The 22,524-nt window shown below is 47.0% G+C and carries 21 protein-coding genes; 12 read left to right on the top strand and 9 right to left on the bottom strand.

The features are described from left to right. The first annotated feature begins 80 nt into the window (after positions 1-80). From TPET_RS03655 to TPET_RS03640, 4 genes are read left to right on the top strand one after another with little or no spacing between them, the layout of a single operon-like run. Positions 81-1,829 carry an NADH-dependent [FeFe] hydrogenase, group A6 gene (locus TPET_RS03655; RefSeq protein ID WP_011943326.1) on the top strand — a complete coding sequence of 583 codons (1,749 nt, stop codon included), beginning with the start codon at positions 81-83 and terminating at the stop codon, positions 1,827-1,829. Between the two features lie 44 nt (positions 1,830-1,873). Continuing rightward, complete coding sequence (locus TPET_RS03650) at positions 1,874-2,776, top strand: ABC transporter substrate-binding protein (protein WP_011943325.1); 903 nt, start codon at positions 1,874-1,876, stop codon at positions 2,774-2,776. Beyond that, the gene (locus TPET_RS03645; protein ID WP_011943324.1) at positions 2,773-3,504 is read left to right on the top strand and encodes an ABC transporter permease; all 732 of its coding nucleotides are present in this window, start codon (positions 2,773-2,775) and stop codon (positions 3,502-3,504) included. Before TPET_RS03650 ends, TPET_RS03645 begins: the two co-directional genes overlap by 4 nt. Further along, positions 3,489-4,181 carry an ABC transporter ATP-binding protein gene (locus TPET_RS03640; protein WP_011943323.1) on the top strand — a complete coding sequence of 231 codons (693 nt, stop codon included), beginning with the start codon at positions 3,489-3,491 and terminating at the stop codon, positions 4,179-4,181. The genes TPET_RS03645 and TPET_RS03640 overlap by 16 nt, the downstream gene beginning before the upstream one ends. Here TPET_RS03640 and recG read toward each other — a convergent pair. The 5 genes from recG to pfkA all read right to left on the bottom strand — a co-directional run bounded on the left by recG (position 4,165) and on the right by pfkA (position 10,079). Beyond that, positions 4,165-6,456: an ATP-dependent DNA helicase RecG gene (gene recG / locus TPET_RS03635; RefSeq protein WP_048810862.1), complete on the bottom strand. Its 2,292-nt coding sequence runs from the start codon at positions 6,454-6,456 to the stop codon at positions 4,165-4,167. The genes TPET_RS03640 and recG overlap by 17 nt on opposite strands. Positions 6,457-6,554: 98 nt before the next feature. Next, positions 6,555-7,067 carry a hypoxanthine phosphoribosyltransferase gene (hpt, locus tag TPET_RS03630; protein ID WP_011943321.1) on the bottom strand — a complete coding sequence of 171 codons (513 nt, stop codon included), beginning with the start codon at positions 7,065-7,067 and terminating at the stop codon, positions 6,555-6,557. After that, a complete protein-coding gene (locus TPET_RS03625; RefSeq protein WP_011943320.1) occupies positions 7,067-7,693 on the bottom strand; it encodes an MBL fold metallo-hydrolase in 627 nt (208 codons plus the stop codon). Before TPET_RS03625 ends, hpt begins: the two co-directional genes overlap by 1 nt. Positions 7,694-7,705: 12 nt before the next feature. Continuing rightward, a complete protein-coding gene (pyk, locus tag TPET_RS03620; RefSeq protein WP_011943319.1) occupies positions 7,706-9,106 on the bottom strand; it encodes a pyruvate kinase in 1,401 nt (466 codons plus the stop codon). A 13-nt stretch (positions 9,107-9,119) separates the two neighbouring features. Next, positions 9,120-10,079, bottom strand: a complete 960-nt coding sequence (gene pfkA, locus TPET_RS03615) for a 6-phosphofructokinase (RefSeq protein ID WP_011943318.1) — start codon at positions 10,077-10,079, stop codon at positions 9,120-9,122. 155 nt (positions 10,080-10,234) lie between these two features. Here pfkA and TPET_RS03610 point away from each other — a divergent pair, with 155 nt between their 5' ends. From TPET_RS03610 to glyS, 8 genes are read left to right on the top strand one after another with little or no spacing between them, the layout of a single operon-like run. Next, positions 10,235-10,444 carry a putative signal transducing protein gene (locus TPET_RS03610; protein WP_008193898.1) on the top strand — a complete coding sequence of 70 codons (210 nt, stop codon included), beginning with the start codon at positions 10,235-10,237 and terminating at the stop codon, positions 10,442-10,444. Further along, positions 10,441-11,535: a glycine cleavage system aminomethyltransferase GcvT gene (gene gcvT / locus TPET_RS03605; RefSeq protein ID WP_011943317.1), complete on the top strand. Its 1,095-nt coding sequence runs from the start codon at positions 10,441-10,443 to the stop codon at positions 11,533-11,535. Before TPET_RS03610 ends, gcvT begins: the two co-directional genes overlap by 4 nt. Next, complete coding sequence (gcvH, locus tag TPET_RS03600; protein WP_128080917.1) at positions 11,532-11,906, top strand: glycine cleavage system protein GcvH; 375 nt, start codon at positions 11,532-11,534, stop codon at positions 11,904-11,906. Before gcvT ends, gcvH begins: the two co-directional genes overlap by 4 nt. 28 nt (positions 11,907-11,934) lie before the next feature. Next, a complete protein-coding gene (gene gcvPA / locus TPET_RS03595; RefSeq protein ID WP_011943315.1) occupies positions 11,935-13,248 on the top strand; it encodes an aminomethyl-transferring glycine dehydrogenase subunit GcvPA in 1,314 nt (437 codons plus the stop codon). Then, on the top strand, positions 13,245-14,669 hold the full coding sequence (gcvPB, locus tag TPET_RS03590; RefSeq protein WP_011943314.1) for an aminomethyl-transferring glycine dehydrogenase subunit GcvPB: 1,425 nt from the start codon (positions 13,245-13,247) through the stop codon (positions 14,667-14,669). Before gcvPA ends, gcvPB begins: the two co-directional genes overlap by 4 nt. 1 nt (position 14,670) lies before the next feature. Beyond that, positions 14,671-15,057, top strand: a complete 387-nt coding sequence (locus TPET_RS03585) for a RidA family protein (protein WP_011943313.1) — start codon at positions 14,671-14,673, stop codon at positions 15,055-15,057. Between the two features lie 3 nt (positions 15,058-15,060). Next, the gene (locus TPET_RS03580) at positions 15,061-15,921 is read left to right on the top strand and encodes a glycine--tRNA ligase subunit alpha (protein ID WP_011943312.1); all 861 of its coding nucleotides are present in this window, start codon (positions 15,061-15,063) and stop codon (positions 15,919-15,921) included. Continuing rightward, entirely contained in the window at positions 15,902-17,920 is a 2,019-nt protein-coding gene (glyS, locus tag TPET_RS03575; RefSeq protein WP_011943311.1) for a glycine--tRNA ligase subunit beta, read from the top strand. Before TPET_RS03580 ends, glyS begins: the two co-directional genes overlap by 20 nt. Here the strand turns inward: glyS and fliI are convergent. Genes fliI through fliF form a run of 4 tightly spaced genes read right to left on the bottom strand, consistent with a single transcriptional unit; the run spans position 17,897 to position 22,495 of the window. Then, the gene (gene fliI / locus TPET_RS03570; RefSeq protein WP_048810861.1) at positions 17,897-19,213 is read right to left on the bottom strand and encodes a flagellar protein export ATPase FliI; all 1,317 of its coding nucleotides are present in this window, start codon (positions 19,211-19,213) and stop codon (positions 17,897-17,899) included. The two genes, glyS and fliI, sit on opposite strands and share 24 nt — an antisense overlap. Next, the gene (locus tag TPET_RS03565) at positions 19,173-19,883 is read right to left on the bottom strand and encodes a FliH/SctL family protein (protein WP_011943309.1); all 711 of its coding nucleotides are present in this window, start codon (positions 19,881-19,883) and stop codon (positions 19,173-19,175) included. Before TPET_RS03565 ends, fliI begins: the two co-directional genes overlap by 41 nt. A gap of 1 nt (position 19,884) precedes the next feature. Then, a complete protein-coding gene (gene fliG / locus TPET_RS03560; protein WP_011943308.1) occupies positions 19,885-20,892 on the bottom strand; it encodes a flagellar motor switch protein FliG in 1,008 nt (335 codons plus the stop codon). A 4-nt stretch (positions 20,893-20,896) separates the two neighbouring features. Then, a complete protein-coding gene (gene fliF / locus TPET_RS03555) occupies positions 20,897-22,495 on the bottom strand; it encodes a flagellar basal-body MS-ring/collar protein FliF (RefSeq protein ID WP_011943307.1) in 1,599 nt (532 codons plus the stop codon). Positions 22,496-22,524 lie beyond the last annotated feature (29 nt).

Here is a 22,524-nt window from a genome sequence, read left to right as displayed (position 1 = left end):
AATGAGGAGGTTCTTTTAAAAATAATTTGAGAAATTTATCACAAAATGGTGAAAACGATCCTGCGAGGAGGTGCTTTGCCTTGGCGGATGTAAGGATTGTTATAAATGGTAGAACGCTTACAGTACCTGATAACCTGACGGTCATCGAAGCCTGTGAGAAGGCAGGAATAGAGATTCCAGCTCTGTGTCACCACCCAAGGCTTGGGGAATCAATAGGTGCGTGTAGAGTCTGTGTCGTTGAGGTGGAAGGAGCGAGAAACCTCCAGCCTGCGTGTGTGACAAAAGTGAGAGATGGCATGGTGATAAAGACCTCCTCTGATAGGGTGAAGACGGCCAGGAAGTTCAACCTTGCACTTCTTCTCTCTGAACATCCCAACGATTGTATGACGTGTGAAGCGAACGGAAGGTGTGAGTTCCAGGATCTGATCTATAAATACGACGTGGACCCCATTTTCGGATACGGTACCAAAGAAGGACTATTCGACAAAAGCAGTCCCGCTATAGTCAGAGATCTTTCCAAGTGTGTCAAGTGCCAGCGCTGTGTTAGAACATGTTCCGAACTTCAGGGAATGCACATCTACTCTATGGTAGAGAGAGGTCATAGAACTTATCCTGGAACTCCTTTCGACATGCCCGTCTATGAAACAGATTGTATAGGTTGTGGTCAGTGTGCTGCGTTCTGTCCAACGGGCGCTATAGTTGAAAATTCGGCAGTGAAAGTTGTCCTGGAAGAACTGGAAAAGAAAGAAAAGATCCTCGTTGTTCAAACCGCACCATCGGTGAGAGTGGCGATTGGCGAAGAATTTGGATACGCTCCTGGTACCATTTCTACTGGCCAGATGGTTGCTGCTCTTAGAAGACTCGGCTTCGATTACGTCTTCGACACGAACTTTGGGGCAGACCTTACCATAATGGAAGAAGGAAGTGAATTTCTCGAAAGACTTGAAAAAGGCGACCTTGAGGACCTTCCCATGTTCACTTCTTGTTGTCCTGGATGGGTGAACCTTGTGGAAAAGGTCTATCCCGAGCTCAGAACGAGGCTTTCCTCTGCCAAGTCACCCCAAGGTATGCTTTCTGCTCTGGTGAAAACCTACTTCGCGGAAAAACTCGGAGTGAAACCGGAAGACATTTTCCACGTATCCATCATGCCCTGTACCGCGAAGAAGGACGAGGCTTTGAGAAAACAGCTCATGGTGAACGGTGTTCCAGCGGTGGATGTTGTTCTCACCACGAGAGAACTTGGAAAACTCATAAGGATGAAGAAGATACCGTTTGCGAACCTTCCAGAGGAAGAATACGACGCACCGCTTGGAATCTCCACGGGAGCGGCGGTACTCTTTGGTGTTACGGGTGGTGTGATGGAGGCCGCTTTGAGAACTGCGTACGAACTCAAAACGGGAAAGACACTACCGAAGATCGTTTTTGAAGATGTGAGAGGACTCAAAGGTGTCAAGGAAGCCGAAATAGATCTGGACGGCAAAAAGATAAGGATCGCTGTGGTTCACGGTACAGCCAACGTGAGAAATCTGGTGGAAAAGATTCTGAGAAGAGAAGTGAAGTATCATTTCGTTGAAGTGATGGCGTGTCCCGGTGGATGTATCGGAGGCGGAGGCCAACCTTACAGCAGAGATCCGGAGATCCTCAGAAAGAGGGCAGAAGCCATCTACACCATCGACGAAAGAATGGTTTTGAGGAAATCCCACGAGAACCCTGCCATAAAGAAGCTGTACGAAGAGTACCTCGAACATCCGCTCAGTCACAAAGCTCACGAGCTTCTTCACACCTACTACGAAGACAGGTCAAGGAAGAAAAGACTTGCGGTAAAATAAACAGGGAGGGGAAACCCTCCCTTTCTTTTTCAGGAGGTGATTAGGTGAAGAAAGCAGCGAGCGTGGTTTTGCTCCTGACGATATCCATTCTTTTCGGAGAAACACTTTTGAATCCATTCGGGCCTGCATTGATACCCGTTGTTCCTATCATGGACGGGAAGATACCGACGGATGTGAAGATCGAAATCTGGAAAAATCCAGAGGAAGCGGTTGCGAAGATAGTTTCAAAAGAGGTTGATTTCGCTGTTCTTCCCGTGACCGTTGGTGCGAATCTATACGGAAAGGGAGTAAGGATAAAACTCGTGGGTGTACACGAGTGGAAGGTGTTCTATCTTGTTGCATCTGACGATGTTACTTTCGATGGATGGGAGAGTCTTCGAGGGCAGGAAGTTTACACACCTCACGGAAGAGGACAGACGGTGGATGTTCTGATGAGGTACTTTTTATCAAAAGCAGGACTCACTCCCGACAGAGATGTGAAGATACTCTACGCACCTCCCCAGGAAATAGTCGCACTCTTCAAATCTGGAAAGGTGAAGTACGCAGCTCTCCCCGAGCCATTCGTTTCCATGTGTCTTGATCGGGGAAAAGTGGTTCTTGATTTTCAGAAAGAGTGGGGAAAGGAACTGGGAGTACCTGAGAGGATTCCGATTGCCGGTCTGTTCGTGAGAGAAGGCGTGGCCGAAGAAACCGTTGAAAAAGTTGAGAAAGCCCTCGTAGATTCTATCAGGTGGATGAAAGAAAATCTCGATGAAACCGTTCAACTTTCTTCTGAAAAATTAGGTATCCCCGCAAAGATTCTGAAATCGTCACTGGAGAGAATAGAATTCGAATACTTACCCGTTGAAGAGTGTAAGGAAGAAGTCGAGGCCTTTTTGAACAAACTGAACGAACTCTATCCCGAAGGTCTTGAAAAGGTACCAGACGAAGGATTCTACTGGAAATGAAAGCGGTTTTTGGAATACTTCTTGTTCTGATAGTGTGGCACCTCCTGCACTTTCTTTTTCCATCTTCTCTCATACTGCCGGGCCCTGTGGAAACCTTCGAAGTCTTCGTTAAAATTTTGAATCGTGAAACCTTCGAGGCCCTTTTAAGCACACTCTTGAAGGGCCTCGTTACCACTTTTATCGTCATCGCTGTGGGACTTCCCGTTGGTTTCGTCATGGGTATCAGCGACAGGATGTACGAATTTCTACGTCCTTTGGTCACGGTGGTGCAGGCGGTACCCGTTGTTTCCTGGCTTGTCGTCGTGATCTTTCTGTGGGGAATAGGCTGGCAGGGGCCTGTTGTCATCTCTTCCCTTTCCCTCATTCCAGTTGCCGTTTTCACAACGGTTTCCGGGGTAAGAAGTGTGGACAGAAAGCTGTTGGAGGTGATGAAGGTCTACAGAGTACCTCGGAGAACGATTTTGAAGGAGGTGTATCTTGGTTCGATCTGGCCCTTCGTTCTCTCGATTCTGGAGGTATCTTCTGGAAACGTATGGAAAGCGGTTGTCATGGGGGAGTACCTTTGTGGTGATAGAGGGCTGGGAGTTCTGATATCTTGGGCAAGGCAGTACGTAGATGTCCCGCGGGTGTACGCACTCACCATTTTCACAGTGGTTCTGGGGATATCTTTTGAAAGATCTGTGAAGGTTCTTGCAAGGAGAGTGTGGAAGAAGTGGAGGTTATCCTGAGGGTAGAAGGATTGAGAAAAGATTTCAACGGTATGAAGGTGATAGAAAACTGGAGCTTTTCAGTTGGTAAAGGTGATAGGGTGACTCTTCTTGGACCGTCTGGCTGTGGAAAAACAACCTTCTTGAGGATTGTATCAGGTCTTGAAGACTTTCAGGGGAAGGTGGAGGTTTTCACGGATAAGATTGGATACGTGTTTCAGGAACCAAGGCTGATTCCGTGGAAAACGATAACGGAGAATTTGATGTTGATCAGAAGAGATCCAGACAAAATGGCATCTCTTCTCGAAAAGGTAGAACTGAAAGGTTTTGAAAACCACTACCCATGGCAACTCAGCGAAGGAATGAAACAGAGAGTAAACTTTGTGAGGGCACTCCTTGTGGATCCTGAGCTTCTCCTTCTCGACGAACCTTTCGACGCACTGGACTTGAAGACAAAGATGAAGGTGATGAACTTGCTGGTTGATTTGTGGCAGAAGAGGAGATTCTCCATCGTTTTTGTGACACACAACGTGAAAGAAGCGGTTTTTCTGTCGGAAAGGATCTTTCTCTTATCGGGAAGGCCTTCAAAGATACTCGACGAAGTGGAGCTGAAAGAGAAAGCCAGAGATTTCACTGATGAGAAATTGTTCGGGCTGGAAAAGATGGTGATTGAAAGGCTCCTCAGCCTACTTCGATGAGTTTTATCTCTTCCGGGAGTTCTATTCCTTCCACGTCGATTTCCTGGACATCTTCTCTTGCCCATTCCAGGAGCTTCAGATCTCTGTATAGATCGGCCACTTTAAAGCCGCTCAAACCGTGCTGTTTCACACCGAAGAACTCTCCAGGGCCCCTCGTTTTCAAATCGTACTCGGCTATTTTGAAGCCATCCGTGTTGAGTGTGAAGAATCTCAACCTTTCCATCGCTTCCTCTCCCACGTCTCCAACAACGAGGAAGCAGTAAGCCTCCTGACCTCCCCTTCCCACTCTTCCACGAAGCTGGTGGAGCTGGGCAAGGCCAAACCTCTCTGGGTTTTCTATCACCATCACGTTCGCTCTCGGAACGTCTATCCCGACTTCTATAACCATTGTGGAAACGAGGATGTCGTACCTTCCTTCGGCGAACTCTAACATGACTCTGTCCTTTTCCTCCTGAGAAAGCCGTCCGTGCATGAGACCCAGTTTGAACTCCGGGAAGACTTCTTTCGAGAGGTATTCGTACATCTCCACAGCGGATTTCACGTTCAGTTTGTCCGACTCTTCGATGAGCGGATAAACGATGAAAGCCTGTCCTCCCTTCATCACTTCTTGCCTCACGAACTCGTAGATTTCGTTCACTCTATCCATCGGAACGAGCATGGTCTGCACTTCTTTTCTTCCAGGAGGCATCTCGTCTATCACTGTGACATCGAGATCCCCGTAGAAGGCAAGGGCCATACTTCTGGGAATGGGAGTGGCACTCATCACCAGTGTGTCCACCATCTTTCCCTTGTTCATGAGGGCTTCTCTTTGTTTCACACCGAAGCGGTGCTGTTCGTCGATTATGACCAGTCCCAGGTTCTTGAAATGAACGTCTTCCTGTATCAGTGCGTGTGTTCCTATCACCACGTCTATTTGACCGTTCCTGAGGCCGGATTTTATTTTCTCCTTCTCTGAGGGCGTGGTTGCTCCTATGAGGAGTGCCACGTGGATGTTGAATTTCGAAAAACTCTCGATGGTTCTTCTGTAGTGCTGGATCGCGAGGATCGAGGTTGGCACCATGAAGGCCGTCTGGAAACCCGCTTCGTAGTTGTCGAGTATGGCGAGCTGTGCCACGACGGTCTTTCCAGAGCCCACATCCCCTTGAAGGAGCCTGTTCATCGGTTTTTCAGAGATCATATCGTTTCTTATCTCCTGATGAGCTCTCTTTTGAGAATTCGTCAGCTTGAAGGGAAGGGACTTTATAAACTCCTCTGCGAGTTTTCCTTCTATTTTCTTTGGAATCCCTCCGTGCTTTTCCCGCTCTTTTCTGATCTTCTGGAAAGCCAACTGAAGTACGAAAAGTTCTTCGTAGGCAAGCCTCTCCCGGGCCTTTTCGAGGTGATAGAAGGTTTTGGGAAAGTGCATTCCGTAGTACGCGTCTTTCACACCAAGCAGTTTTCTCTTCTCAAGAATCCTTTCTGGAAGGGTTTCTTTCAACGAACAGCAGAGAGATGGGATGTTTTCCTCGAAGATCTTTCTCATTTGTTTTTGTGAAATTCCCGAGGTCAAACGGTATATGGGAAGTATCCTTCTTGCGTATTCCCCCTCTTTCGGTGTTACCTCGGCGTTGTGAATTTCGTACTGGCCCGTGTACGCGTTCGATTTCACGGTGCCGGTCACGAAAACTTCTTTTCCGGTGAGCTGTTTCAGATAGGTCTGGAGGTATTCCTGGTTGAACCATTTCAAAAGAACGTGCACCAAACCGTCAGACAGAACGGCAGTCAAGATGTTCATGTTCTGGAATCTTTTTGTCTCAACGCTCACGATCTTTCCCTGGGTTGTCACCTTTTCACCTGGAAGAAGATCGTTCAGTTTGAAGATCTTCCTTCTGTCTTCGTAATCCCTTGGGAAAAACTCGAGGAGGTCTCTCAGCGTTTCTATTCCGAGTTTTTTTAGTTTCTTTTTTCTGTTGGGTCCCACTCCTTTTGCGTACTGGATATCCGTTGAGAGATCGACCTCTTCTCCAGAACATTCTAAGTAGTCTATGAGAAACCAGCTTCTCAGCTTTTCTATCATTTCCAGAGATTTCTGGATTCTGTACCTTTTCCTTACTTCCGGAAGGTTGGGAATTTCTTTCGCGTAGTCGAGAAAAGCTTGAAGTTTCTCTTCGAGGTCTTTGTTGTCCAGTAAAGGATCATCCAGCTCCTGAAGGAGCTGGTAAATTCTCCGTGTGTTCACCTGATTTTTGAGCATTTTCTCGACTTCGTTGAGGAATTCTTCTAACAGTATCGGCAACGCTTCACCCCACAAGGAAAGAGAGGATGTAAAGTATCTGGAACACAATGAAAGACACCATCATCAAAACGATGAGGGCGAAGACGAACACAAACCCTTTATTCCACATAGCCTATGTAGGGAAGATTTCGGTATTTTTCATCGATGTCGAGTCCGTAACCGACCAGGAACTTATCGTCCACTCTGAATCCCACGAAATCCAAGGGAACTCCGTGATCGTGAACTGTTTTTTCTATGAGACTCACTATCCTGAAATCTCTTGGGTTGTATTTTTTCAGGTATCGAACTATGTACTGCAAGGTGAGGCCGGTGTCAACGATGTCTTCCACAAGGAGCACGTATTCATCGTGTATCGACTCATCGATCCAGGATTTCACTCTGATCCTTCCCGTTGAAGAGGTACCTTGATAGCTCGAGACATGAATGAAGGAGTATTTGACATTCAGTTTTCTTATGTTCAACATGAGGTCGCTGAAGAAGTGTACGGAGCCCTTCAGGATACATACGGCGTGTATGGTGTCTGTTTTGCCCAGGTAGTAATCTTCTATTTCCCCTGCCAGTTCTTTGATTCTCTTCTTTAGAGTCTCTTCGTCTATCAACACTTTTATCATCACTGCACCTCCATGACAACAACTTTTCTTTCTTTCGGCTTTTCAAAGAGTTCAAGGATGTTTCCCACACGTTCGTATGAATCGAAGAGTTTCAAAAAATCATCGACGGAGAGAAGATTGAATTTCAGGTACTTCGTTCTGTAGTGCATCGGAATGATGACTTTCGCGTTCAGCAAATCCGCTACTTCCTTTGCCTCCTTCGGTCCAATGGTGTAAGTCCCTCCGACGGGTACCAGTAAGACATCAACCTCACCTATTTCTTTTACCTGAGCAGGAGTAAGTACGTGTCCAAGGTCTCCCAGGTGGCATACTTTTATACCTTCCCCTTCGAATACGAAGACGATGTTTTTACCCCTTTCTCTTCCATGTAATGGATCGTGAAAGGTCTCCATACCCTTTATCCTTACACCGTTCACGGTGTAAGTACCAGGTCTGTCTATTACACGGGAGTTTCCCTTCACAAGATGATGTGCGTTGTGATCGAAATGCTGATGACTTTCCGTTACGACATCAGCGGTTACGTTTGGTATGGGATATCCCACACTCTCATCGAAAGGATCTGTAACGATCGTTTTCCCTTCCATCTCCAGAGCAAAACATGCGTGTCCAAACCAGGTGATCTTCATAGCGATCCCCCCTCAATCCACCCTCAACACCCGTATGGTGTTCGTCGTTCCCACCTTCCCTGGAACGCCGGAAGTGAGAACCACCAGATCCCCTTTTTCTGCTAAACCCATTTCTTCCACTTTCTTCAATCCTTTTTCGATGAACTCCAGCTCCTGAGAGCACTTTTCGGCGAGAACGGGTATCACTTTCCTCACGAGAGAAAGTCTGTAGTAGGTTTTCTCTTCTGGTGTCAGAGCCACAATGGGTTGAGAAACGTTGTACTTCGAGACACGAATGGCGGTACTCCCGGATATGGTGGGTGTGATGATCAGCTTCGCGTTTAGAGATTCAGAGAGCTGCCAGCAGGCGTGTGATATGGCCTCAGATATGTCGCTGGTATCGTATTCTATCGTTCTGAAAAATTCCAGCTTTTTTTCGGCCTCTTCTGCTACTTTGCTCAACACTTTTATGGCTTCCAGGGGATGTTTTCCAACCGCTGTTTCCGCTGTGAGAAGCAGGGCGTCCGCTCCATCAAAGATGGCGTTGGCTATGTCGGTGACCTCTGCCCTCGTGGGAAACGGATTTTCTATCATCGATTCGAGTATTTGAGTTGCGACTATAACTGGTTTGGAGTAGTACTTGGAGAGTTTGATGATTTCTTTTTGAACGATAGGAACTTCTTCTATGGGTATCTCCACTCCCAGGTCACCGCGTGCGACCATGATTCCATCGCTTACCTTTATTATCTCTTCGAGACGTTCCAGGGCCTTTTTCGTTTCTATTTTAGAGATTACAGGTATTTCGCTTCCGTGTTTTCTGATCTCTTCTTTTGCCTTGAGCACGTCCTCTGGTTTTCTCACAAAAGAAAGAGCGAAAAATTCAACATTGTGCAATGTTCCGAGCTTTATGAATTCTCTGTCTCTGTCCGTTATGGATTCCACCGAGAGGTCGGCTGTTGGTACGTTCACACCTCTCCTGTGTGTGATCTTTCCACCGACTTTCACCACTGTTTTCACTTCTGTATCGGTCGTTTCAATTACTTCAAGCACTATTTCTCCATCGCTCAACAGAATGGTGTCTCCTTTTTTCACGTCCTGTGGAAGAGAACTGAGGTTCACCGAAACCATATGTTCGTTTCCAAGTATTTCCTTTGTGGTGAGAGTGAAGATCTGGCCCTCTTTCAATTCTACAAACTCTTTTTCGAGATATCCAGTTCTGATCTTCGGACCCGCAAGATCGATCAGAACGGCTACGGGTTTTTTCTTTTTCTCTCTCAACTCTTTGATTTTGAGTATTTTCTGTTCCTGTTCGTTCCAGTCGCCGTGTGAGGTGTTTATTCTGAAGACGTTCACTCCAAGATCTATCATCTTTTCTATCATTTCGTAGCTGTCTGTTCTTGGTCCAACCGTACACACGATCTTTGTATTTCGCACGATTTCACCCCGTTCATGAAAGCATATAGGCTATTTCGTAGAGTTTCTTGTCGATCGTTTTTTTCGTAGAGAGCGCTTCCATTATGGGGACTCTCACGAGCTTGTTACCCTGAAGAGCTATCATCACATCTACCTCTCCGTCCAGAAGGGCATCGACCGCTTCAACTCCCATACTTAGTGCCAATCTTCTGTCGGAAGCCGTTGGAGAGCCACCTCTCTGTACGTGTCCGAGGATGGTAATCCTCGTTTCGTAGCCTATCCTGTATTCAAGGTGTCTTGCAACGGTGTAGGCACTCGCTGCACCTTCAGCGACTATGATTATGCTGTTGATCTTTCCTCTTCTTCTTTCTTCGAGGATCCTATCGGCGAGCTGTGAATAATCCACAGGAATCTCTGGTACTATGATGGCTTCTGCACCAGTCACCAGTCCCGCCATGAGAGCGATGTAGCCGGAGTGTCTCCCCATGACTTCCACAATGAAAGCTCTCTCATGCGAACTGGCAGTGTCTTTGAGCTTTTGAACAGCGTCCATCACCGTGTTCAAACACGTGTCCACACCTATGCACATGTCGGTCAATCCGATGTCGTTGTCTATGGTCGCTGGGATACCGACGACGGGTATTTTGTGCTCTTCGTAAAGGAGATGAGCGCCGGTGAGACTCCCCTCACCACCTATGACAACAAGTCCTTCTATACCATGTTTTTTTATCTGTTTCGCAGCGAGTTCTCTGCCCTCTTCTGTCTTGAACTCCTCACATCTGGAAGTTCTCAGAATTGTTCCACCCTTTTCTGTGATTCCTGCCACATCTTTGTATTCGAGTTTTACAAAGTCACCGTCGATGAGGCCTGAGTAACCTCTTCTCACACCTATCACTTCCAGCCCATGCCTGACGCCGTACCTGACGACCGCCCTCACAGCTGCGTTCATTCCAGGTGCGTCTCCACCGCTTGTAAGAACTGCTATCTTCTTCAAGGCAATCAGCCTCCCCGTAAACTGTTTGTTCTCTTCAATGAGAGTTTAGCATATGCGTCAAAAGTGATAAAATGTACATGGGTTCCCTATGTCAATTTACCACTTCTCTGTGATATTAACAAACTCTGAATCTTGGTGTAAGGAGGATTAAAATTTTGAGGTGGGAAACTTTAATTGAGGGAAGTGAACTGGAGGTAAAGATGATCGAAGATATATTGAAAGAAAACGAAATACCTTACGTAGTTGAAACGTGTGATGATGTTACACCGAGAGCGATTTTTGGTTCTTCAGCCCTCATGGTGATAAAAGTACCAGAGGAATTTTTAGAAGAAGCAAAGAGAATTCTGGAGGAGATGCGGGAATGAAGAGAACACCACTGTTTGAAAAGCACGTTGGACTCGGTGCGAAAATGGTGGATTTCGCGGGGTGGGAGATGCCTCTTTATTACACATCCATATTCGAAGAAGTGATGGCGGTCAGAAAATCGGTGGGGATGTTCGATGTCTCTCACATGGGGGAATTTCTCGTTAAGGGACCCGAGGCGGTTTCTTTTATTGACTTTCTTATAACGAACGACTTTTCTTCACTTCCGGATGGTAAAGCGATTTACTCTGTCATGTGCAATGAAAACGGTGGAATCATCGATGATCTTGTTGTGTACAAGGTGAGTCCTGATGAAGCTCTCATGGTGGTGAACGCGGCAAACATTGAAAAGGACTTCAACTGGATAAAATCCCATTCGAAGAATTTCGATGTCGAAATATTGAACATTTCAGATACAACCGCCCTCATAGCGTTTCAGGGCCCCGAGGCACAGGAGACCCTCCAGGAGCTAGTTGAAGACAGTCTCGAGGAAATTGCCTATTATTCTTTCAGAAAGAGTATTGTAGCCGGTGTAGAGGCTCTTGTCTCAAGAACGGGATACACAGGTGAAGACGGTTTCGAACTGATGCTTGAAGCGAAGGATGCACCGAAAGTCTGGGATGCTCTGATGAATCTGCTCAGAAAAATCGACGGCAGACCCGCAGGTCTTGGGGCGAGGGACGTTTGTCGACTCGAAGCAACCTACTTGTTGTACGGTCAGGACATGGATGAGAGTACGAATCCTTTAGAAGTGGGGCTTTCCTGGGTTGTAAAACTGGACAAAGACTTCGTGGGGAAGGAAGCGCTATTGAAAGCGAAGGAAAAAGTGGAAAGAAAACTCGTGGCACTTGAGCTCTCAGGAAAAAGAATAGCAAGAAAAGGCTATGAAGTTTTAAAGAATGGAGAGAGAGTGGGAGAGATCACAAGTGGTAACTTCTCTCCAACTCTTGGGAAGTCGATAGCGCTGGCTCTCGTTTCAAAATCGGTGAAAGTTGGAGACCAATTGGAAGTGGCGTTTCCTGGTGGAAAGCTTGTAGAAGCTCTGGTAGTAAAAAAACCATTTTACAGAGGCAGTGTGAGGAGGGAGGTTTGAAGATGAAAAAGTACACGAAAACTCACGAATGGGTGGTAGTTGAGGACAAGGTAGCAACGGTTGGAATCACGAATCACGCTCAGGAACAGCTCGGTGATGTGGTCTACGTGGATCTTCCTGAAGTCGGCAGAGAGGTGAAGAAAGGGGAAGTTGTGGCGAGTATAGAATCCGTGAAAGCCGCGGCGGACGTGTACGCTCCTCTCAGTGGGAAGATCGTGGAAGTGAACGAGAAACTCGATACTGAACCAGAACTCTTGAACAGGGATCCAGAGGGAGAGGGCTGGCTTTTCAAAATGGAAATATCCGATGAAAGTGAACTCGAAGATCTTCTGGATGAACAGGCTTATCAGGAATTCTGTGCTCAGGAGTAGTTTCTCATAGAAATCCGGAGGTGTCTCAATGAACTATCCTTACATTCCACACACGGATGAAGATATCCGTGCTATGTTGGAGTTCATAGGAGTTTCTTCCATAGAGGATTTGTTTTCTTCAATTCCCGTTTCTGCCAGGTCGTCTCTGAATATTCCGGAATCCAGAGATGAGTTCAGTGTTTTCAAGCGGTTGAAAGAGATTTCTGAGGTGAACGCTTCTCTTGAAGACTACGCTGTCTTTCTCGGAGCTGGGGTTTATAAAAGGTACGTTCCTACGGTCGTTTACGATCTTGCGATGAAGCCCGATTTTCTCACCGCTTATACACCGTATCAGGCGGAGGTATCCCAGGGAACCCTCCAGGCTCTGTTTGAATACCAGACCATGGTATGCGAACTAACGGGAATGGAAGTGGCGAACGCATCCATGTACGATGGAGCCACCGCTCTGGCGGAAGCGGCTCTGATGAGTTTTAGACTCACTGGAAAAGAGAAGGTTGTTGTGGCAAGGTCCGTTCATCCTGAGTACAGGGCAGTCTTGCGAACCTATCTCGAAAAAAGAGGTTTCACTGTAGTAGAAGCCGGATACGACGAAACGGGAAGGGTCTTGTTAGAAGAGGTCGATGAGGAAACAGCGGCGATAGCCATTCAATATCCCAATTTCTTTGGAATCATAGAAGATCTCGATTATGTCAGAAGCCGATCGGGTAACGCTCTGCTGATAGTGGTTGTAGAACCAGTTTCGCTCGCTCTTTTAGAACCACCGGGAAGCTACGGAGCAGACATCGTGGTTGGTGAAGGCCAGTCGTTGGGACTTCCCATGTGGTTCGGAGGATACTCTCTTGGGATCTTCGCCACAAAAGAAAAATACGTGAGGCAAATGCCAGGAAGATTGATCGGACAGACCGTAGATCAGGACGGCAGTGTAACCTACACCATGATCCTTCAGACCAGAGAACAGCACATAAGGCGCGCCAGAGCTACTTCGAACATATGTTCCAACCATGCCCACGCTGCTCTGATAGCGGCGGTTTACATGAGTGTGATGGGGCCTGACGGTCTGAGGGAGGTAGCCAGGCGTTCTTACAGCGCCGCTCATTACCTCCAGGAAAGATTGGAAGATATGGGATTCAAACTGTGCTTTTCGGGAGAATTTTTCAGCGAGTTCGTTTTCAACGTGCCGGAGGATTATCCTGAGCGGTGGAAGTGGATGATGGCGAAAAAGATCCTTGGGCCTTTGCCTCTGAAGGGTTTTTACCCGGAACTTGGAGACACAGCACTCGCATGTGCCACAGAGGTGATTTCCAAAGAGGATATAGAAAAGCTCCTGGAGGCGATGAAATGACGATATTCGAGAGGTCCAAAAAGGGAAGAAAAGCATTCCGGCTTCCCGAGAGCGATATTCCAGAATATTCTCTTCCGAATCGATTTCTCAGGAGGACCCCTCCAGAACTTCCCGAAGTGAGCGAGCCTGATGTGGTGAGGCACTACACCGATCTCGCCAGAAAGAACTACTCTGTGGATCGTGGAATCTATCCCCTCGGTTCCTGCACTATGAAGTACAATCCCAAATTGAACGAAAAAGTTGCGAATCTCGAAGGATTCAGAGAGATACACCCGTACCAACCTGCTGAAACTGTTCAGGGCAGTCTTCGGCTCATGTACGAACTGAAAGAAATGTTGTGTGAGATAACGGGAATGGATGACATGACACTTCAACCCGCTGCTGGAGCTCACGGGGAGCTCACAGGAATGCTGATAGTGAGAGAGTACTTTAAAAGCAGAGGGGACACCGGAAGAAAGAAAGTTCTCGTACCGGATTCTGCACATGGTACCAACCCAGCATCCGCTTCGATGGTCGGTTTTGAGGTGGTGGAGATAAAGAGCAAAAACGGTATGGTGGACGTGGAAGATTTGAAAAAACTACTGGATGAAGAAGTGGCTGCGGTAATGCTCACAAATCCAAACACGCTTGGGCTCTTCGAAAAGGACATACTGAAAATAGCAGAAATGACGCATGAGTGTGGTGCCCTTCTCTATTACGATGGTGCGAACCTCAACGCGGTCATGGGTAAAGTGAGACCAGGAGACATGGGGTTCGACATCGTCCATTTGAACCTGCACAAGACGTTTTCCACTCCCCACGGAATGGGAGGGCCCGGATCTGGGCCAGTTGGTGTGAAAAAGCATCTGGTGGATTTTCTGCCCTTCCCCCAGGTAAGGAAGAACGGAGAACTTTACGAACTCTTCGTTCCTGAAAAGACCATAGGACGTGTGAGGAGTTTCTTTGGAAATTTCCCAGTTCTCGTAAAAGCGTACACGTACATTCTCACGATGGGAAGAGACGGCCTTGAAAGAGTGAGTGAAATGGCCGTTTTGAACGCGAACTACTTGAAGAAAAAAATTGAGAAGTTCTTGGAGATTCCATACAACGGGTTCTGCATGCATGAGTTTGTAGCGAGCGCGGAGAAAGTGTTCAGGGAAACCGGTGTGAGGACACTGGATATTGCGAAGCGAATACTGGACTTTGGTGTGCATCCTCCCACAGTTTACTTTCCACTCATCGTTCTGGAAGCACTCATGATAGAACCAACTGAGACTGAAAACAAAGAAACGCTGGATAAGTATGCCGAAATCCTCGAAAGAGTAGTAAAAGAAGCCTATGAGAATCCCGATGTTTTGAAAAACGCTCCTCACAACACACCGGTTCGAAGAGTCGACGAAGTGCTCGCTTCGAAGAAACCCGTGTTCAGGTGGAGGGGGTAGTATGAAGCGCTTTATCGAAACCGATAAGGCTCCAAAGGCCATAGGTCCGTACTCTCAGGCGGTCGTTGTCGGAAACATGATGTTCGTTTCTGGTCAAATTCCCATAGATCCAGAAAATGGTGATCTCGTTCAGGGCACCATAGAAGAAAAGACTGAGAGAGTTCTGGAAAATCTGAAAGCAATACTGGAGGCGGGCGGTTTCTCCCTGAAGGACGTTGTGAAGGTAACGGTGTTTACGACCAGTATGGACTACTTCCAGAGAGTCAACGAGGTGTATTCCAGATACTTTGGAGACCACAGGCCCGCCAGGTCGTTTGTGGCGGTTGCTCAACTTCCGAGAAACGTAGAAATAGAAATAGAAGCGATCGCTGTGAAGGAAGGGGAGTGAAGGATGTATCTTCAGGATGTGATAATGAAACTGAACGATTTCTGGGCGTCTAAAGGTTGTCTTTTGGAACAACCTTACGATATGGAAGTCGGTGCCGGAACGTTTCACCCCGCCACGTTCTTTGGAAGTCTGAGAAAAGGTCTATGGAAAGTGGCCTACGTTCAGCCGAGCAGGAGGCCGACCGATGGTAGATATGGAGAGAATCCCAACAGATTGCAGAGGTACTTCCAGTACCAGGTGATCATAAAACCCTCCCCTGAAAACTCTCAGGAACTGTATCTTGAGTCCCTGGAGTACCTCGGTATAAACCTGAAGGAACACGACATCAGATTCGTGGAGGACAATTGGGAGTCTCCCACCCTCGGAGCGTGGGGTGTTGGTTGGGAAGTGTGGTTAGACGGCATGGAGATAACCCAGTTCACATATTTCCAGCAGATTGGTGGAATTTCTCTGAAGGACATTCCTCTCGAGATAACCTACGGGCTGGAAAGGATCGCCATGTATCTTCAGGGAGTCGATAACGTTTACGAGGTACAGTGGAATGAAAACGTGAAATACGGTGATGTGTTCCTTGAAAACGAAAGAGAATTTTCGGTTTTCAACTTCGAAGAAGCCAACGTAGGACTCCTTTTCAGGCATTTCGATGAATACGAGAAGGAGTTTTACAGACTTGTGGAAAAAAATCTCTACCTCCCTGCTTACGATTATGTGTTGAAATGTTCTCACACGTTCAACCTTCTCGATGCACGCGGAGCGATAAGTGTTTCTCAGCGACAAACCTACGTGAAACGTATTCAGGCGATGGCAAGAAAGGTTGCGAGAGTTTTTCTGGAGGTGCAGGTTAATGAGAACAGCCCTGCTTGAAGTGGGACTCGAAGAACTTCCCGCGAGCGAATTCCACAGTATTCTGAAACAGCTCGAGGAAAGGTCGACTGAACTTCTCAAAGCGTACAGAATTTCTTCCGGATCTGCTGAAGTCTTCGTTGGAAGCAGACGTTTTGGTGTGATTCTCAAGAATCTCCCGGAGAGACAGGAGGATTTTACAGAAGAGAAGAAAGGTCCACCACTGAACGTTGCCTACGATGAAAACGGTAAACCGACCAAAGCGCTCGAAGGGTTTTTGAGGAACAACAACGCTTCCCTGGAGAACGTGGTTCACAGGGAGGGGTACATCTATTTATCGCGAGTTGTTGAAGGAAAGCCTGTCGAAGAAGTTCTCCCAGATCTGTTCAGAGATCTCGTTCTTGGTTTGAATTTCAGGAAACCCATGAGATGGGGTTCCGGTGAACACGAATACATCAGACCTGTTCACTGGATTGTGGCGATGGTTGATGGAAGAGTTCTTGACCTAGAAATCTTCGGTCTTAGATCGTCCAGAATCTCTTACGGCAAAAGGTATCACGCTGGATCGATCAAAATTCCAGATCCGGAAAGGTACTACGAATCTCTCAAAAAGGGATTCGTGATTTCTTCCCATCTGGAGAGAAAAAAATTCGTCCTCGAACAGATCGATGAATTTGAAAAGAGAAGTGGTATGAAGATTGAACGCGATGAAGAACTCATCGAAGAGATAGTGGCGATAACGGAGTATCCCAGAATCGTTGTTGGGCAGTTCGACCGAAAATATCTCGAACTTCCAGAAGAGATTATAGTGACCGCCGTGAAACATCACCAGCGCTCTTTTATAGCACATAAAGAGACCCTGACGAACACCTTTGTGGCTTTTCAAGACGGTCCACAGCCACCGGAGAACGTGGTTAAGGGATACGAGAGAGTCATAAACGCTCGATTGGAAGACGCGCGATACTACTTCCAGAAGGATCTCGAGACTCCGCTGGAAAAGATGAATGAAAAGCTCAAAGAAATCGTTTTTCAGGAGAAACTCGGAACACTCTACGACAAGGTGGAAAGGATAAAGAAAATATCAGAGAGGCTATGCGAAGATCTGAAACTTCCAGAGTCGTTCACGCAGAAGGTCCTGGAAGCCGCTTCTATATGCAAAGCAGACATCGCTTCGAAGGTGGTCTACGAGTTCCCGGAGCTACAGGGCGTTATGGGCAGGATCTATGCCCTGAGAGAGGGAATAAACGAAGAAATAGCAACGGCCATAGAGGATCATTACTCCGAAGAGCCACAGACAGTGATAGGTTCCATTCTTGGAATAGCGGATAGAATCGACACCATTGTGGGAAATTTCGCCATAGGCAACGTTCCCACGAGTTCTAAAGATCCGTATGGTCTGAAAAACAAGGCTGACGCGATCTTCAGGATCATAAGGAAAAACGAGTGGGATATTTCTCTGGAAGAGCTCCTCACTTTCGCTTCTTCACTGGTGGGGTACCGTCTTTCTGAAGAATTGGAAACGTTCTTTGCGGGCAGGTTCTATCAGTTTCTGGTCAACGAACTTGGAATATCTTTCGACGTGGCAAGAGCGGTGAATCACCTGTGGAAGAGACCCCTTCGCGGGATCCTCTCTGCGGAAGCCCTCCAGGAGATATCTGAAAAACCCGAGTTTCAAGACCTGTTTGTTGGATTTGAGCGAGTCCACAACATAACGAAGAATCACGACTCTGTCAGATTCGACGGAGCCCTCTTTGAGAAAGAAGAAGAGAAAAAATTGATGAACAAGTTCTACGAAGTCAAAGAAAAAGTTTTGAAAGCTCTGGAGAGGTTGAATTACCGCGAGGCACTTCAATATCTGATCGAACTGAAACCCTACATAGACGAGTACTTCGACAACGTCTTTGTGATGGTGAAGAGGGACGACTTGAGAGTGAACAGGCTGGGCTTTCTGAAAAACATCGACGAACTCTTCATGATGGTAGGAGACATGACTTACTTAGTCAAGAGATCTCAGGTATAGATCCAGAAGTTTTTGAAGGGTTTCCTCGAATGAAGATTTTTCAAAGACACCCTGTTTCAGAAAAGAATCGATCTCGTCTTTCATTTCCACGGCTTTGTCAACGAGTGGATTGGTTCCGCTCTTGTAAGCGCCGATTTCAATCAGATCTTTTGCGGATTCATAAGCCGACATCAGCGATCGGAGGCGGTTCGCCGCCTCCCTGTGTTCTTCAGTGACGATATCGTTCATCAATCGGCTCACACTTGCAAGAACGTCGACTGCTGGGTAGTGATTCGATTCGGCAAGTCTCCTCGAAAGAATTATGTGTCCATCTACGATGGATCTGACAGTGTCGGAAATGGGTTCGTTGAAATCGTCCGCTTCGACGAGCACAGTGTAAATCGCTGTTATGCTACCTTTGTCTGAGTTTCCTGCCCTTTCGAGTATCTTTGGAAGGCCGGCAAAAACACTTGGTGGATACCCCCTGGTGGTGGGAGGCTCTCCCACTGCGAGTCCCACTTCTCTCTGGGCCATGGCCCATCTGGTGAGAGAGTCCACCATCAGAAGAACATCGTATCCCAAATCTCTGAAGAATTCCGCTATACTGGTGGCGGTGAGAAGAGATTTCACTCTGGCAAGGGCAGGCTGATCGGAGGTTGAGACCACCAGTATGGACCGCTTCAGCCCCTCTTCTCCAAGGTCCCTCTCTATGAATTCTCTGACCTCTCTTCCGCGCTCACCGATGAGAGCCAGCACGTTAACATCCGCCGTTGTGTTTCGTGCAATCATTCCAAGAAGTGTGCTTTTCCCAACACCGCTACCCGCGAAAATCCCTATTCTCTGGCCCTTGCCCACTGTTATGAGGCCATCTATCGATCGTATGCCCACTGGTAGAGGATCTTTTATTCTTCGTCTTTTCAGAGGGTTTGGAGGGTTGTTGGTCAGAGGGTATCTGTCTTCCGGGACGAAAGGTTTTCCATCTATTGGACGTCCCAGGCCATCGAACACCCTTCCGATCATCTTTCTGCTGACACCGACTTCGAGTACTTTGTTAGTTCTGATGACTTCACAGCTCATCTTCAATCCGGAGACATCCTCGTAAGGCATGAGAATAACGCTTTCTTCCCTGAAACCAACCACCTCTGCGAGTGCGTTCTTGCCGTTTTGAAGTGAAATTTTACACATTTCTCCAAGAAAAGCGTCTGGTCCTTTTGATTCCACGGTGAGCCCTACCACTCTTGTGACCCTTCCGTTGAATTTATTGAAATCTTCTTCACTCAACTTCTTTTTCAGTTCTTTCAGTATATCCTTCAAATCCTACCACCTCTTCGAAGATATCCTCCACGAGTTCCCATTGATGAGAGAACGTTTTGTCCAGGATTCCAAAATCTGTCTCGACGATGACGCCGCCTCTTTCTACATTGGGATCCGGTATCAAAGTTTCTTTGCTGACTTCACTGAGGTCCAGTTTTTTTGCATCTTCTGGATTTATCCTGATCTTCACATTTTTGATGCCCACTAATTTTGATAAAGCGCTCCTCAACTTTCTTTCCACTGCTGACTCGTCCATTTCCTTTTCAAGGATCTTTTTGAAGAGGATCTTGAGTATATCGAGAAGCTCTGGAAGTATCTCTTCTATTCTCTGGTTTACTTGTTTCTGGATCTTTTCCTTCAAAGCAAGAATGTATTTCTGGAAATCGTCCTTCATTGTTTTTGCTTCTTCTAAGACTTTCTTTGCTTCAAGCTTTAAAGCTTCAGCCTCGTTGTAGGCGTTGCTTAAGATTTCCTCTGCGTCTTTTCTGGCACCTTCAATGATTTTTCTGGCCTCTTCCTGAGCTTCGGAGAGGATTTTTTCTCTCATTTCTTTGATCTTTTGGATTTCCTCTGACGTGTTCTCTTTTGTTTTTTCTTCTTGCACTTTTTCTTCTTTTTCTATTTTCCTTGGAAGGTCTATGTAGAAGACCTCATCTTTTCTGAGAAGCATACTACATGATCAGCTCCTCTCCTCCACCTCTCGCGATGACGATTTCGCCAGCCTCTTCCAGCCTTCTTATGATGTTTATTATCTTCTGCTGGGCTTCCTCCACATCTTTGAGTCTCACAGGACCCATGTATTCGAGTTCGTCTTTCAGCAACGCGGCAGCTCTCTTTGACATGTTCTTGAATATCTTCTCTTTCAGCTCGTCGGAGGCTCCTTTCAAAGCGAGGGCCAGATCCCTCGTGTCCACTTCCCTCAGCACAAGCTGTACCGATCTGTCATCGAGCTTCAGAATGTCTTCGAAGACGAACATCCTTCTTCTTATCTCGTCGGCCAGTTCGGGGGTCTCCTGAACCAGCTTGTCCATGATCTTCTTCTCAGTGGTTCTGTCCAGGCTGTTCATTATCTCTGCAGCTGTATCGATTCCACCTACCTTGCTGAACGTTCGGCTCACGAATCCAGAGATCTTTTTCTCCAGGTTCCTTTCTATCTCTTTAACAACTTCTGGAGAAGTGCGTTCGAGCAGGGCTATTCTCTTCAGAACTTCTGTCTGAAGCTCTTCGGGAAGCGCTCCAAGAATCTGAGCCGCGACAGGGGGATCAAGGTAACTCAGAACAACCGCTATAGTCTGCGGATGTTCGCTTTGGAGAAAGTTCACGAGCTGGACGGGATCTGTGTCTCTTACGAAGCTGAAAGGTTTGACCTGCAAGGAAGAGGTTAACCTTTCTATGATTTTTCTTGCTCTTTCAGGCCCGAATGCTTTTTCCAGAACTTTTTTTGCGTACTCTATACCACCTTCTGATATCATTTCTTTTGCTTTGGCGAGGCTCAGGAATTCTTCCAAAACCTGCTTTTTTTCCTCTGGAGAAACCCTTCCAATATTTGCGATTTCCACCACCAACTGTTCCACCGTTTCCTCATCAAGGTGTTTCATCACCTGGGCTGCTTTTTCGGGTCCAAGGGCCACCAGAAGGACTGCGGCCTTTCTTTTACCATCAGTCTTTTTCTCGGGCATATCCTCATCCCCTTTCAAAGAACCACAGTCGGACTATCTCGGCGATGTCGGAAGGTGAACGGGAAAAGATGTTCTCCAGCTCTTCTACAAGTTCGAGCAGTTCCTTTTCTTCTGGCGATACCTCTTCCTCCTTCAATTCTTCCTGGAGGATTTCTTTCACCTCTTCTTCCAGTTTTCTTCTCCGTTCTTCTGCGAGTCTTCTTGCCCTTATTCTTCTTATTTGAACGATCACAAGATAGATGAGTATGAACGTGAGAAATCCAAGCAGGGCTATTCCCACCGAGTACAGGATGAACCTTCTTCTCGTTTCAATCTGTTTCAACTCTTCCTGAAGAGCTCTTTCGATGGAGCGATCGAATGGCAAAAAGGCAACCGCGACGCTGAGAGAGGCGGAAGACGTTATGGAGCCCACCCCTTTTTCCACGAGATCGTTTATCACACCGCTCCAGTCACTGCTGTTTTGCAGGACAGAAGAAGAGGCATCGATTATGACGGCGACGGAAAGCGAGGAGATCTCCCCTTCGCGGTTCTGTATTATCTTCTGATACACTTCGTTCAATTCGTAGTTGGTGATGGTATGGGTTCGTTCGTAGGTACTCGTTCCTTCGGATGTGGCTGATGGATAGGTGAGAGGCGGTATGTTCGAATCCGTTCCCGCTGGTCCTCCGGTTGGAGAAAGGTTTTGGCTCTTCTCCACCTGCGTCTCCTGACTCCTCACCAGACCTTCTCTTCTGGCAGGTGCTTCGTACTTTTTCATCTCCGTTTCTATCTTGGACCAGTTGATGGATATGTCTGGTATTACCTCCACCCTTCCAGGGCCGAAGACACTTTCCAGTGCTTTCTTTATTTTGCTTTCGTAGTATTTTTCAAGCTGTTGTTTCAATTCCAGTTTGCTGGAGGCAAGGAAAGTTCCTTCGTCTGTTTCTAACATATCGCTCAGCGATCTGGAGTAGTTATCCACTACCCTCACGTTCTCCGGTTTCAACCCTTCAACGGCTCCTGAGACGAGCTCAACGATTCCTCTCACCTGTTCGCGGGTGAGTTCTGCACCGGGTTCCAAGACTACGAGAACTGATGCTCGAGGTTCTGCCATCTCACCACGAACGTAATAGGTGTACTTCGGAAGGACCAGGTGAACTCTTGCATCTTTCACACCTTTTATCGTCATGATGCTTCTTTCGAGTTCCTCCTGTAAAGCGATCTGATATTTGACCTGCTTGTCGAAGCTCGTGGCCCCGAAGGAGTTTTCGTTGAGTATCGAAAAACCTTTCCTTGAACTTCCAAGAACCCCTTCAGACGCCAGTTTCATTCTGAGTTCATAGACGTTGTAACTGTCGGGAACGTATATATCTCCCCCAGGGGATACTTTGTAAGGAATGTTCATCTCCTCGAGCTTCTGGATGATCACACCTGCCTCGTCTTCGTTGAGGCCAGCCACAAGGAGTCTGTAGTGAGGAACGGACGCTACAACGGCGAACAGAACGATCGTTATTACAAGGGCAATCCCTATTCCTCCCACGAGGAATTTCCTTTCTCGAGACATAGAATTCCATAATTCTACAATCTTTTTCCAGAGATCTCTCAATCGTTCAACAATGTTCATAGAGTCATTCACCTCTCGTTAAATTTTAC

This window comes from Thermotoga petrophila RKU-1 (assembly GCF_000016785.1).
Taxonomy (GTDB): domain Bacteria; phylum Thermotogota; class Thermotogae; order Thermotogales; family Thermotogaceae; genus Thermotoga; species Thermotoga petrophila.
Note: the sequence above shows the minus strand (reverse complement) of the source record. Positions and strands in the feature narration are given on the sequence as shown.

Bases quoted from the DNA above. Each gene is read 5' to 3' on its own strand.
- TPET_RS03645 (WP_011943324.1), top strand. From the start codon at position 2,773: ATGAAAGCGGTTTTTGGAATACTTCTTGTTCTGATAGTGTGGCACCTC.
- hpt (WP_011943321.1), bottom strand. From the start codon at position 7,067: ATGATAAAAGTGTTGATAGACGAAGAGACTCTAAAGAAGAGAATCAAA.
- TPET_RS03625 (WP_011943320.1), bottom strand. From the start codon at position 7,693: ATGAAGATCACCTGGTTTGGACACGCATGTTTTGCTCTGGAGATGGAA.
- gcvT (WP_011943317.1), top strand. From the start codon at position 10,441: ATGAAGAGAACACCACTGTTTGAAAAGCACGTTGGACTCGGTGCGAAA.
- gcvPA (WP_011943315.1), top strand. From the start codon at position 11,935: ATGAACTATCCTTACATTCCACACACGGATGAAGATATCCGTGCTATG.
- gcvPB (WP_011943314.1), top strand. From the start codon at position 13,245: ATGACGATATTCGAGAGGTCCAAAAAGGGAAGAAAAGCATTCCGGCTT.
- TPET_RS03585 (WP_011943313.1), top strand. From the start codon at position 14,671: ATGAAGCGCTTTATCGAAACCGATAAGGCTCCAAAGGCCATAGGTCCG.
- TPET_RS03580 (WP_011943312.1), top strand. From the start codon at position 15,061: ATGTATCTTCAGGATGTGATAATGAAACTGAACGATTTCTGGGCGTCT.
- glyS (WP_011943311.1), top strand. From the start codon at position 15,902: ATGAGAACAGCCCTGCTTGAAGTGGGACTCGAAGAACTTCCCGCGAGC.
- TPET_RS03565 (WP_011943309.1), bottom strand. From the start codon at position 19,883: ATGCTTCTCAGAAAAGATGAGGTCTTCTACATAGACCTTCCAAGGAAA.
- fliG (WP_011943308.1), bottom strand. From the start codon at position 20,892: ATGCCCGAGAAAAAGACTGATGGTAAAAGAAAGGCCGCAGTCCTTCTG.
- fliF (WP_011943307.1), bottom strand. From the start codon at position 22,495: ATGAACATTGTTGAACGATTGAGAGATCTCTGGAAAAAGATTGTAGAA.